The organism is Niallia sp. FSL W8-0951 (assembly GCF_038006525.1).
Taxonomy (GTDB): domain Bacteria; phylum Bacillota; class Bacilli; order Bacillales; family Cytobacillaceae; genus Niallia; species Niallia circulans.
This window is the reverse complement of the sequence record NZ_JBBOVK010000004.1, coordinates 1-12,524: the sequence shown is the minus strand read 5'-3', so window position 1 is coordinate 12,524 and position 12,524 is coordinate 1. Positions and strand designations below refer to the sequence as shown.

Below are 12,524 nucleotides of genomic sequence, written 5' to 3'. Positions count from 1 at the left end.
CAGATTAATAAAATGATGGAATTTAAAATAGTTAGTGCATTAATAAAATTTATTCATAGTTTTTTTATTTAAAATGGAATAAAATATATTTTTTGTTCGTATAGCTCATACCGTTTTTTATAAAAAAATATGTCATTTATAACCTTTATCCTTCTATTCCATAGTACAATTCATTACGAACCATATGGTAATTTTAACTTACCACTTTTCTAAATTATTAACTCCTCCACTAATGTATTCCCTTACAAACTTAATTCATTTCCCTCGCATAATGAATAGCCCCTCTTTTATAATAAAACTAAAGGAGGAGTAGCAAATGGATTATGTTAAATTAGGATCTACTGGTTTAGAAGTCTCTCGTCTTTGTCTTGGTTGTATGAGTTATGGGGAACCCGATCGTGGCGGCCATGCATGGACATTAACAGAAAATGATAGTCGTCCCTTTATCAAAAAGGCATTAGAGCTTGGCATTAACTTTTTTGACACAGCTAACGTCTACTCTGATGGTTCAAGTGAAGAAATAGTAGGAAGGGCATTGCGTGATTTTGCTAATCGTGATGAGGTCGTTCTTGCTACAAAGGTACACGGAAGAATGCGTCCAGGTGCTAATGGAGCTGGTCTTTCCCGCAAAGCAATTATGAGTGAAATTGACAATAGTTTAAAAAGACTGGGCACCGACTATGTTGATCTCTATCAAATACATAGATGGGATTATGAGACACCTATTGAAGAAACAATGGAAGCATTACATGATATTGTCAAAGCTGGCAAAGCCCGCTACATTGGTGCATCCTCCATGTTTGCATGGCAATTTTTAAAAGCAAATCATGTAGCAGAGAAAAATGGCTGGACTCGTTTTGTTTCCATGCAAAATTACTTAAATCTGCTCTACCGGGAAGAAGAACGAGAAATGCTGCCTCTCTGTAAAGAAGAAGGTATTGGAGTTATCCCTTGGAGCCCGATGGCACGCGGCCGCTTAACTAGAGATTGGGAAGAAACAAGTATGCGTAAAGAAACGGATGCCTTTGCAAATACGCTATACTCCCAAACAGAAGCAGCAGACCGTCAAGTAGTCGAGCGAGTGAAAGCAATAGCAGAAAAACGCGGTGTGCCTCGTGCCCAAGTTGCCCTTGCATGGGTTTTACAAAAAGAGCCTGTTACTGCTCCAATTATTGGTGCAACGAAACTGCATCATCTAGAAGATGCGGTTGCTGCACTTTCTTTACAATTGTCACAAGAAGAAATCGCTAGCTTAGAAGAACCATATGTCCCACATCCAGTTCTAGGGTTCAAATAATTTTTTTAACCGGGCGTAACCATTAATGTTCGTCCGGTTATTTTAAAAAAGGGAAAAAAATTAGTTTTCTCCCATTAAAGCGAAAGATAAGCTAATTTTCCCCTCTTGATAAAGTTCCCAATCTTTTTTATCTATACTGTAGATAAGCAAGGTTACTGTCGTAAATATTGCTTTAAACTGAGCGAGTTTCAACGTAGTATTATCTACTTCGCCATAGTTAGTGAAAAATTGTTTTCTCCCTTCAGAAGGGCACAGACTGTAGGCAATCGATAAATCCACAGCAGGATGGCCAATATGCGTATCTCCCCAATCAATAATTCCCGTTAGTTCCTTTTTTTCATTAATAAGCATATTGCGAATATGGAGATCACCATGTGTAAGGACATGAACAATTGGGACTTCTATATGGGTTAATTTTTTCGCATAGTCTGCTACTAAATGGAATAAAGGTATATCTTCATGCATACGCAGCTTCTTAATCGAATCGATTAAGCGGGATTTTCTTTTATCAATATGAAGTCGATCAAATTCATCGTATGGAACAAGCTTGAATTGCTCGGTGGAGAAAGAATGCAATTTTTTCAAGAAGCGTCCTAATTGCTCTGCCATCTGTATTCTTTCCTTATTCGTTAAACCTTCTGGAGTATTTCCTGGTAAATACTCATATCCTATAAAAATTCGCGGAAAGGCCCTGCTCGCTGACCCTATATAAACCGGCTTAGGTATGGGGATAGGCAGCTGATCTGCAATAATCCGCAAAAGCTCCCATTCACTTGTTAAAAGCTTCACCGCTATTTCTCTTCTTGGGAAACGAAACGTATAACAATCGTTAACGAGAAGAATTGTATTATCAAACCCCTCCCCTATTTCTCTAATAGAATGAACACTAATTGGAAACTGTTCCTCCAATAATTGAGAAGCTTGCTCCTTTGTTATGGTGTATTCGGGGTCCCATATATTTGGCATTAGACTCCCTCCTTTCTAATCATTTTAATGATAAACAAAAATAAAGCCAACCAAAGAATAAAACTATTCTTTGATCGGCTTCGTCATAGAAGGATAAGAGGACTTAAATGGTCTTCAACCACCATTGCAATAATTGGTAAAAGGTAAAGGGTAAACGAGTAATGGGTTAGTGGTCATTGGTTTAGCCAGCACCATGTAAACGTACCTTTGTACACAAAAAGAGAAATCCTTCTATCCTTGAATAGGAGTCTCACCTATTCAAGGCAATAATAGATAAGTAAGTTTGAGTTCCTTTCGCGCCTTTTCAAGATAGGAGCAGCAATTTTGCTGCCTGCCCGTTAAGCATGCTATAAAAATTAAAAATATTTTTCCCCATCAAATTCTAGCTCAATTTGATAGTTTTTGCTGTTAATTAAATTGGATAAACGGTTTGCTTTTCGTTCGCATTCTAAGCTTTTTAAACGATAATCCTCTGGTTCAAAGGTGGCTACCTTCATTAGTTGGACTGTTTCACTATAAGAATAGACGTATTCTTCCTTTTCCGCTGCCGCAAACTCTTTATATTTTCGGGCTTTTGCGCGGAGCTGTGTCGCCAGTTCAATTGCTTCCACAATGGTGATATTTGTATTTTCAAAGCTTATTTCGTTTTCGATATTGGCACTATACATTAATTTATCAAGCAATCGATAATCAGTGCGTACTTCTTCTAGCTCTTGCTCAACATCAAGGATTGTTCGTGTTTGCTTCGGAATAGGCTTGCCTGCTTCTACTTGTACAAATGCAACTCTATCCATTTCCTCTTCTAGTTCATGAATTCGCTTAGAAAGGACACTTTTTAATTTAACTGCTTCTGCTTGTGAAATTTTATTCATCTTTACCTCCAATAGGAAATGTTAGTGTGACTGGGGAATTATCTTGAGGCTATTAATTGGAAATTACTAGAATCCTATTTTACTATTAAACAAGTATTTTTTTCAACTATTAACCTATAAGAACAAAAAAAAAGGATTCCTTAAAAAAGGTCATCCACTGTTTTTTTCTTATTCTTTTATGATTACTTCCGGTTCCTCTTTTTTCGTCTTTATGATAAACATTGAAATGGCTTGAACAATCGCAATACAGCCCAGCATGATTCGAGTATAAAAATGATCTACAAGAATAGCGCTGATAGCTAAGCAGCTATAGCACGTGATAATGATTTTGATTTTCTGCTTTTTCGTCAATGCGCCTTTACGAAATCCTTTCACATAGTCACGATAGAACGTTGTAGAACGAAACCATTTATTAATACGCTCAGAACCCCGTGTATAGAAAAAGGATGTTAATAATAAAAAAGGTGTAGTTGGCAGCAAAGGTAAAAAGGCTCCAATTATTCCTAAAACCAAAAAAACTGTCCCTAGAAAAATATAGATCCATCGATAAACAGGCTTCATCTTTTGCTCCCTTCCTACCCTTTTTAAGCAACATTCCATTTCATAAACGGCCAAATTCCTAACGTCTTTTTCTTTTCACCCCTCTAACAACATCTCTTAAACCAAACAGAAGCATAATTACACCAGAGGATAAAAACTCCACACGGAAGATATCCGTATCAAGTACTCCTGCTGCATAAAGAACAATTCCAATGACATTAATTAACAGAATGATATTTACGATTTTTGTCATTTGCTTTCCTTTCTTAGGATTAACTTCTATCCTAATCACGTACAGTATGTAATTACTATTATTGAATGAAACAATCTACGTTACACTATTCTACTTCGCCATTTTACAATAAAAAGAAGGAAATAACTATGTTTTCTTTTAAAATGGGATAGAAAGATTTAGTCTGTCTCCAATATTTTCCCCTTGTTTGTAAGTACATAAACTTTAGAGAAAGCAAATTAGCTCATTTTGTCAAAAAGTTCTTTTTCCTTAACATTTCGATAACGAATCTTGTTATTAATGACTTAAGAATTATGCTTAGAAAAGAATAGTACCATTTCCACCACTTATTCCATTCAATTAATTTTGTCTTATTTTCAGCCCATAATTCAATAATAAAAAAGGGAAGTGTAAAAAAAATCAATTTATAGAAAATAGCAAAGGGTTTATCTCTCTTCGTTAATTGATTATAGAAAACAGTAAATGTCGGATAAATTAAGAAATCAAATAATATATGTATATTAAATATCGTCGGCAGAAAGCGAACTGGATATCTAATTACTTTATGAGATGTTAAAAGCATATCAAGCAAACCATTGGTAATAGCATTATACACAAACACAATAATCCAATCTCTAATTGGGGGTTTTCTATATAAAATCGGCAGCAGGATCAATAAATTCCCGATAAGTAAACCATTTAAAAATCGTTTCTCCATTTTATTTTTCTCCATTAAATACCACCTCAGCATTAATATGCGCTTCCTTAAGCGGTTTATTCGATACTTTTGAATTATGTATTAGTTACAAAGGTAAATGGAATACTAAACCGTAAATGTGGTGGATGTAATGGATTTCCCAACAATACAAACAAACTTCTGGGATGCTGTCATCGCAGTCCCTGTAGTGATGATTATGACACAATTACTGAAAATGATGATAAAGATACCGAAAAAATATGTTCCGACCATCGCCCTAGCTTTGGGATTATTGATCTCTGTCTTTATTAGTCATAGACATAGTCTTGTTGCTGGTTTGTTTATGGGCTGGTTTTTACGGCTATTCAGCCATTGGTTCCTATGCTTCTATGAAAACAACGATTTTAACTTTTCTTGAAAAGAGGAAGAAAAAGGCAGGCAAATGATAAGATACTCAATCGCAACCATATTTAATCGTATACAGTTTATTTGAGGAAGCATGGAAAGTTTCTCTGCCATTCGAATAATTAACTTCTTAGCTATATTTTCACAAATGTAGTGACACTTCTTTTAGAAGCAATGGTTCGGCTTGAAAGATCTTCCCGCCATCTTTTAGGATCCAATTGATATGCACCATATTGATCCTTATACGTTTTCTTCCAAAGATTAATGGTTCTTGCTTCTTCTGGAAAATTTTCAGAGAGCGTTATACCATTTCTTCCTTCTTCATAAATATAGTGTTCCACAACATCCCCTAATTGCATGAAGTCATCAAGAAAGATTATTAATTCTCTATCATCTTCCCCCCATTCATAGATGTATGGTAATGTAAAAGGTAATTCCTCTTTATAAGCCTCACCACTTAGAAAAGAGTAGTTATTGTCCCCTTCATGAAATTCAGGAATAGCTCGCATTGTAGCAATAAAATAATGACTCGTCATTTTTCCACTTCTTTCTCTAGAATTAATTTAATATCGAGTAAAATCTAATCTTTTTTAATATTTGCTAGTATTGTATTATATCAATTACCAAACGGTAAACTATCTACTTAGGAATAGGGGATGAAAATGAATAGATTTTCTCTTGCTACTATATTAACAATTTTTATTCTGATTTTATTTATGATGGATATGATTACCGATAGACTTTTTGTCATAGCCTTTATCCCTTTGAGTATTTGGATGCTATTTATCGGTGTCTCTGCATTAAAAAAAACATTAAAAAGTAGAAAACACTGTTGAAGAAGATACAAACAAGCTTAAATAAGAAAACGCAAAAATATTCCTTTTTACTCTTTCTTACTATTCATGCTGTACTAAGAGAGTAGTTTCTCTAAGTTTTAATTTTTGTAAAAGTTAAGACTTGTATCCATCATTAAATTTTGTATCATTTAGGCTTGTTAAACCTACTTAAATACCACTTTGTCAAAAGTATCTAATATTTCACCCTGTATATAAGGGTCAAACGAGAGTGTGCTCTTAAGAAAATAAGTTGTTAAAACACGGACATCCTATTTCATCACACTTGTCCGATCAAAAAAAAACACAACCCATTTAATGAGTTGTGCTTCTATTCTTTATGCGTACATCTGTCCCTCTTCCTCTTTCCGGAAGAAACTTGCCATAGCATTAAACACATCGGCTTTTTGTCTTAGTAAGTAGTAGCGGAATCTTTCATCTTGAATATTTTTGTAGGCAGACATGAGCGTACTGTGGCGATTGTATTGGTTCACTTCCCCATAGCCAAACATATTGGATACTTCCATCAGCTCTTCTACTAGCTTGACACATCGAGCATTATCAGACGTTAAATTGTCTCCGTCTGAAAAATGGAAGGGATAAATATTAAATCTGCCTGGGTCATACTTATCATTAATCAATTCCAATGCTTTTCGGTAAACAGAGGAACAAATCGTACCACCGCTTTCTCCTTTAGAAAAGAAATCTTCTTCCGACACAACTTTTGCTTCCGTGTGATGGGCAATAAATTCTATTTCTACTGTTTCATATTTGGTGCGAAGAAATCTCGTCATCCAGAAGAAAAAGCTTCTTGCCATATACTTTTCCCACAAGCCCATCGAGCCGCTCGTATCCATCATCGCAAGGACAACTGCTTTGGACTCTGGTTTTTGCACTTCGTTCCACGTCTTGAATTTTAAATCCTCTGGATAAATGGGATGAAATGCTGGTTTCCCAGACATGGCATTGCGCTTAAATGCTGAGATCATTGTTTTTTTCTTATCAATATTACCCATTAAGCCTACTTTTCTAATATCATTAAATTCAATATTTTCCACAACAATTTGATCTTGTTCTTTTCGTTTTAAATTCGGCAATTCTAATTGCTTAAATAGAGCTTCTTCTAATTCCATTAAAGAGACCTCTGCCTCAAAATAATCTTCTCCTGCTTGATCTCCTGCTCCTTGCCCTTTTCCTGGGCCTTTTTGATTTCCAGATCCATCGCGTGCGACCACATCGCCAACTTGACTGTCTCCATTCCCTTGCCCAATATGTTTGTTTTTATCGTAATTATATCGAATCTTGTATTCATCTAATGAACGAATAGGAATTTTCACTACTTCTCGCCCATTTGACATGACGATATTTTCTTCTGTAATTAAATCAGGGAGGTTATTTTTAATGGCCTCCTGCACCTTTTCTTGATGTCGCTGTTGATCATCGTGGCCTTTGCGATGGAGGGACCAATTTTCTTGGGATATTACAAACTGATGTTTATTTTGCTTTTCGGTCATTTTACCCCTCCTAAAAAATTTTTCTACGTTTTGCGCACATATGAAGTCCTCTGCGCATACACTAATTTGGGTATCACTCTATCTAAATAAAGTGATTACTCTATCATATGCAGTTGTCTTAAATAATTTACTAATAATTTCGATAATTTTACTTTTTTTAGAAATAGCTTTAGACATGCTCCATCTATTCACTTATTCTATCTTTAAGCCAAAAGAGGAACAGACGCCTTTTAGCCTGTTCCTCCTTGACCAATTTAATTAACGATTTAATAAGCTTCCTACATAACGCAGCAACTCGTTTGCTGATGTGGAATTATAGCCATGTTCATCGATAAGACGTGCAACCACTTCATTTACTTTCTTCAATTGCTGTTCATCTGGTGTCTTAGTAGATGTAGTAATTTTTACAACATCTTTCAGATCTGCGAATAACTTCTTCTGGATGGCTTCCCGTAAGCGATCATGAGAGTTATAATCAAATCGTTTTCCTTTTCTTGCATAGGCAGAAATGCGAATCAGGATTTCTTCACGGAAAGATTTCTTTGCATTTTCGGAAATACCAATTTGCTCTTCAATCGAACGCATTAGTTTTTCATCTGGATTGATCGGCTCACCAGTTAATGGGTCACGAAGCTTATTTTTATTGCAATAGGCTTCTACATTATCTAAATAGTTATCCATTAACGTTTTAGCTGACTCTTCATACGAATAAACAAATGCCTTTTGTACTTCTTTCTTCGCAATTTCATCATATTCCTTCCGTGCTAAGGAAATGCAATTTAAGTACTTTTCTTTTAATTCATTCGTAATAGAAGAATGCTGATCCAAGCCTTCTTTTATGGATAAAAGCACATCTAATGCATTGATGCTTGTGACATCCTTGCGAATAATGGTAGAAGAAATCCGGTTAATCACATAACGCGGGTCAATGCCACTCATTCCTTCATCCCCATATTCATTTTGCAGTTCCTTTAAATCAGCCGAACTAAAGCCTTCTACACTTTCGCCATCATATAGACGCATTTTTTTCACTAGATCAATATCACCTTTTTTCGGCTCCTTTAATCTAGTTAAAATCGTAAAGATAGCGGCTATCTTTAAAGTGTGTGGGGCAATATGAACATCGGCAACATCACTTTCGCGAATCATTTTCTCATAGATTCTTTCCTCTTCTGATGCTTTTAAATTATATGGAACTGGCATGACAATAATCCGGGAATGCAGTGCTTCATTTTTTTTATTGGAAATAAAAGAGCGATATTCCGTTTCATTTGTATGGGCCACAATCAACTCATCGGCAGAAATAAGAGCAAATCTTCCCGCCTTAAAGTTACCTTCTTGTGTTAAGGATAATAAATGCCATAAGAATTTCTCATCGCATTTTAACATCTCCTGGAACTCCATCATCCCTCGGTTTGCCTTATTCAGCTCGCCATCGAAACGATAGGCTCTTGGATCTGATTCAGATCCATATTCAGCAATTGTCGAGAAATCAATACTTCCCGTTAAGTCAGCAATATCTTGGGATTTCGGATCAGATGGACTAAAGGTTCCTATTCCAGTTCGCTTATCTTCTGAGAAAAATACTCTTTCGACGATTACATCTTCGATTTTTCCATTATATTCTTCCTGAAGTCTCATCATATTAAGTGGTGATAAGTTTCCTTCAATGCGGATTCCATATTCATCATAAAAATCTTTTCTTAGACTATGTGGGATCATATGAAGTGGATCTTCATGCATTGGGCAGCCTTTAATCGCATATACCGCTCCACGATCCGTGTACGTATAGGCTTCTAAGCCTCTTTTTAACATGGTTACCAATGTAGATTTTCCACCACTGACTGGACCCATTAATAATAAAATACGTTTCCTTACATCTAAACGCTTAGCAGCTGGATGGAAATATTCCTCTACTAATCTTTCTAACGGCTCTTCTAAACCAAAGAGCTGATCAGAGAAAAATTTATATTGTTTTTTTCCATTTACTTCATCAATACCTGCATCTTTAATCATGTTATAAACCCTTGAATGCGCGGATTGACCAACCCATGGCTTTTCCTTCAATATTTCTAGGTATTCTTCAAATGTCCCTTCCCACTTCAACAACTCTTCTTCTTGTCTATGCATCTCGATTTTCTTTAATATACTCATATGGACCTCCCCTGTCACTTTATCAGAGACGATTAATATAATCTATGCACCAGCGAATACGAACATGCTTAAAAGAGGGAATAGTTTTTTTAGTGAAGCGAACTAATTGGAGGAAAAACCTTTTCTTTGTAGGAGAAATGCTGTCTTATAATCACTAATTTCTATTTAAACAAAAAAACAGCATCGGTATACTTCCGACACTGTTTTTTTGTTTATTTCAAATCAAATTTTTTCTGCTGCACAAACTCCTTCATATACATACGCGATTTATGCTCAAAATGAGCAGCCATTTGCGCAGTCCACGTATCCGATCTTGCTCCATTTGTTCTTTCCTGATAATAAGCTGTGATTTCTTCATTATATTCCTGTAGTCCTTTTTTATATTGTGCATCATCCTGCTCATATTGATCTTCATGATAAATATGATGAAAAGGAGCTCTAGGCTTTTTCTCTGTTTGTTGGTCTGGATAACCTACAACTAAAGCAAATAATGGCAGTACATGATCAGGCGTTTTCAATAGCTGACTTACTTCCACTAAATTATTGCGAATACCACCTATATAACAAATACCAAGTCCTAATGATTCTGCAGCAATGGCCATATTTTGCGAAGCAAGCGCAGCATCAATAAGGCTTACCATAAACTTTTCCGTGCTTTCAATGGAGTCCTGAGCTGCTTCCTTCTTTCCTTCCATTTCAGCAGCAACTGTATGACGATATAAATCAGCACAGAAAATAAATAAATGACCATTATTCTCTACGTATTGCTGATTTCCAGCTAAGGATGCTAGTTTTTTCTTTTTCTCCTTATCCTTTACCCCAATAATACTATATGCTTGTACAAAGCTAGAGGTAGAAGCACTTTGCGCAGCTTCAACAAGGAGACGAATTTGCTCTTGTGTTAACTCCTCATCTGTAAATTTTCTAACAGAATGATGATTGAGTATGGTTTCGATTGTTTGATTCATGAGATCTTCTCCTTTGTTTTTTCTTATTGTCTCCCAAAATTACTGATAGTAACTATATCCTATATAATATACCAATAATCTTTCTGACCAAAAGAATTAGCCTGCTTGCTAAACTAGATGCCTTTTCTCACTGTAATTCCAAAAAAATAAACAAGTATACGTAGAATCTTCGTATACTTGTTTCGATTTATCCAGTTTTCTAGTTTCATTTTATTTTAAATGAGCGAAGTTTTGCTGCCTTAAAGCCTCATAAATAAGAACAGCTGCTGTATTCGAAAGATTGTAGGAAAGAATATTGTCCGTCATTGGAATTCGTAACGTTTTATTTACATTATTCTGAATGACTTCTTCAGGGAGACCTGTTGTTTCACTTCCGAAAATAAAATAATGCTCTTTATTTAGCGTACTGTAATCGAAGGAGTCATAGGGAGATTCCCCTGCCTTCGTCACATAGTAAAAAGCTCCACCTTCATTTTTATCGTAAAATTCCTCTAAAGAGTCATAATAATAAATCTTAACAAACTCCCAATAATCTAAGCCGGCTCTCTTTAACGCTTTATCCTCCATAGAAAATCCAAATGGACGAATTAAATGAAGCACCGTGTCTGTTCCCGCACATGTTCTGGCAATATTGCCTGTATTGGAAGGGATTTGTGGTTGGTATAAAACAATATGTATTGCCAAGTTTGTCACCTCTAAACTGTTACTTTCCGTTCCATTATACACTTTGTGAAAAGGAAATGCGAAAGAGATATGTCTCCTTTTTATCCATCGATAATCGTAAAAAATTTGTATTTAATATTCGGTGTATAAGCTGTCGAATCTTCATATTTCCAGTAACGCATGCGACTATTATACGTATGCGCATTTACTAATGGCTCGCCATTCGCATCTTTCCCTGTAACAATCGTTGTATGATTATATTTCCCATCGCCTTCAAAATCATAGCAAATGACATCTCCAAGTTTTAACTCCATGGCACTATCCACCCGCTTTGCCCGCAAGCCAGCAGTAGAGGTTTCTAAGTATCTTGGGAACGCATTCGCTACGGCCCAGCTATAACTCCAATTGTTATTTTGCATCCACCAGCCTTTATTTCGATTAGGATAGCCTCTCATTGGTGCCCCGCCTTCATGCACACACTGAGATATATAATTGGTGCAATCTACCTCAAATTGATGGTATTTCGGATTATAGCTATTCCACCATTTTTCTGCATATTGAACAGCCTTTAAACGATCATACTTATAGCGGCTCTCTCTTTCTATTGTTTCTCCCCATTCTTCCGCTAATGGCACCTCTCGATAGTCTTCTGGATAAGCTGGCAGAATCTCTGTATCTTCAATTATTACCCCCTTGAAAACAACAGCTTTTCGATTTTCGACCTCTTCTTCAATCAAAAAAAGCTCGCCCTGCTTGATAAAATATTGAAAATGAACAGAATACACTAATTCTTCTGTCTCATCCGCCTTTTTTTCCATATCTTCAATTTTCCCTTTCGCCTTCACATGAACAATTTCAGCTTTTCTTTTATGCATACTATTTCTTTTTCTCTCTAATTTTTCATCCACTACTGCTTCCCTATCCTTTGTAACACATTGCTGAATCCTTTTCTCGATTAACTCCATTAATTGTTGTCTCATTCCATCTACTCCCTTCATTAATAACTATGTTAAAGCAGAGTAGAAGTGTACAAAAAAAGAAGGCATTGCTAGCCTTCTTTTTTCATCTCGTATTAATTTGTTAAAATGATGAAGAGTATTTTTCTAATGAACGCCGGTTTTCTGCTTGCTCTGTGGATTTCGGCTTTCATCCGACTGATGAACACCACTTTTCCTCTTGCTCCACGGGATTTCGGCTTTCATCCGACTGATGAACACCACTTTTCCTCTTGCTCCACGGGATTTCGGCTTTCATCCAACTGATGAACGCCTCTTTTTCTCTTGCTCCACGGGATTTCGGCTTTCATCCAACTGATGAACGCCTCTTTTCCTCTTGCTCCACGAGATTTCGGCTTTCATCCAACTGATGAACGCCTCTTTTCCT

At 36.0% G+C, this 12,524-nt stretch carries 12 protein-coding genes and 1 pseudogene; 2 read left to right on the top strand and 11 right to left on the bottom strand.

Annotated elements, in window-relative coordinates:
- The first annotated feature begins 316 nt into the window (after positions 1–316).
- A complete protein-coding gene (locus tag NSS71_RS24500) occupies positions 317–1,297 on the top strand; it encodes an aldo/keto reductase (protein ID WP_336045527.1) in 981 nt (326 codons plus the stop codon).
- A gap of 60 nt (positions 1,298–1,357) precedes the next feature.
- Here the strand turns inward: NSS71_RS24500 and NSS71_RS24495 are convergent, their stop codons facing one another.
- From NSS71_RS24495 to NSS71_RS24475, 5 genes are all read right to left on the bottom strand, one after another.
- The gene (locus tag NSS71_RS24495; RefSeq protein WP_341152121.1) at positions 1,358–2,263 is read right to left on the bottom strand and encodes a phosphotransferase; all 906 of its coding nucleotides are present in this window, start codon (positions 2,261–2,263) and stop codon (positions 1,358–1,360) included.
- Positions 2,264–2,619: 356 nt separating this feature from the next.
- Positions 2,620–3,135: a hypothetical protein gene (locus tag NSS71_RS24490; protein ID WP_047942835.1), complete on the bottom strand. Its 516-nt coding sequence runs from the start codon at positions 3,133–3,135 to the stop codon at positions 2,620–2,622.
- Positions 3,136–3,303: 168 nt separating this feature from the next.
- Entirely contained in the window at positions 3,304–3,696 is a 393-nt protein-coding gene (locus NSS71_RS24485) for a DUF454 family protein (protein WP_047942837.1), read from the bottom strand.
- A 58-nt stretch (positions 3,697–3,754) separates the two neighbouring features.
- Positions 3,755–3,928 (bottom strand): hypothetical protein, encoded by a 174-nt coding sequence (locus NSS71_RS24480; RefSeq protein ID WP_156485448.1) that lies wholly within the window; start codon positions 3,926–3,928, stop codon positions 3,755–3,757.
- A gap of 223 nt (positions 3,929–4,151) precedes the next feature.
- Complete coding sequence (locus NSS71_RS24475) at positions 4,152–4,640, bottom strand: CBO0543 family protein (protein WP_144581168.1); 489 nt, start codon at positions 4,638–4,640, stop codon at positions 4,152–4,154.
- Positions 4,641–4,755: 115 nt separating this feature from the next.
- On the opposite strand from NSS71_RS24475, the pseudogene NSS71_RS24470 reads away from it, so the two are divergent.
- Positions 4,756–5,050 (top strand): annotated as a pseudogene (locus tag NSS71_RS24470) (hypothetical protein).
- 93 nt (positions 5,051–5,143) lie between these two features.
- On the opposite strand, the gene NSS71_RS24465 reads toward NSS71_RS24470, so the two are convergent.
- The 6 genes from NSS71_RS24465 to NSS71_RS24440 form a co-directional block, all read right to left on the bottom strand.
- Entirely contained in the window at positions 5,144–5,545 is a 402-nt protein-coding gene (locus NSS71_RS24465) for a hypothetical protein (RefSeq protein ID WP_095320157.1), read from the bottom strand.
- Between the two features lie 635 nt (positions 5,546–6,180).
- The gene (gene yhbH / locus NSS71_RS24460) at positions 6,181–7,356 is read right to left on the bottom strand and encodes a sporulation protein YhbH (RefSeq protein WP_047942843.1); all 1,176 of its coding nucleotides are present in this window, start codon (positions 7,354–7,356) and stop codon (positions 6,181–6,183) included.
- Positions 7,357–7,614: 258 nt separating this feature from the next.
- A complete protein-coding gene (locus tag NSS71_RS24455) occupies positions 7,615–9,510 on the bottom strand; it encodes a PrkA family serine protein kinase (RefSeq protein ID WP_047942845.1) in 1,896 nt (631 codons plus the stop codon).
- A gap of 212 nt (positions 9,511–9,722) precedes the next feature.
- The gene (gene nfsA, locus NSS71_RS24450) at positions 9,723–10,478 is read right to left on the bottom strand and encodes an oxygen-insensitive NADPH nitroreductase (RefSeq protein WP_095320156.1); all 756 of its coding nucleotides are present in this window, start codon (positions 10,476–10,478) and stop codon (positions 9,723–9,725) included.
- 210 nt (positions 10,479–10,688) lie between these two features.
- The gene (trmL, locus tag NSS71_RS24445; protein ID WP_095320213.1) at positions 10,689–11,162 is read right to left on the bottom strand and encodes a tRNA (uridine(34)/cytosine(34)/5-carboxymethylaminomethyluridine(34)-2'-O)-methyltransferase TrmL; all 474 of its coding nucleotides are present in this window, start codon (positions 11,160–11,162) and stop codon (positions 10,689–10,691) included.
- 80 nt (positions 11,163–11,242) lie between these two features.
- Positions 11,243–12,121, bottom strand: coding sequence for an amidase domain-containing protein (locus tag NSS71_RS24440; protein WP_328282858.1), 879 nt, complete (start codon positions 12,119–12,121; stop codon positions 11,243–11,245).
- Between the last annotated feature and the right edge of the window lie 403 nt (positions 12,122–12,524).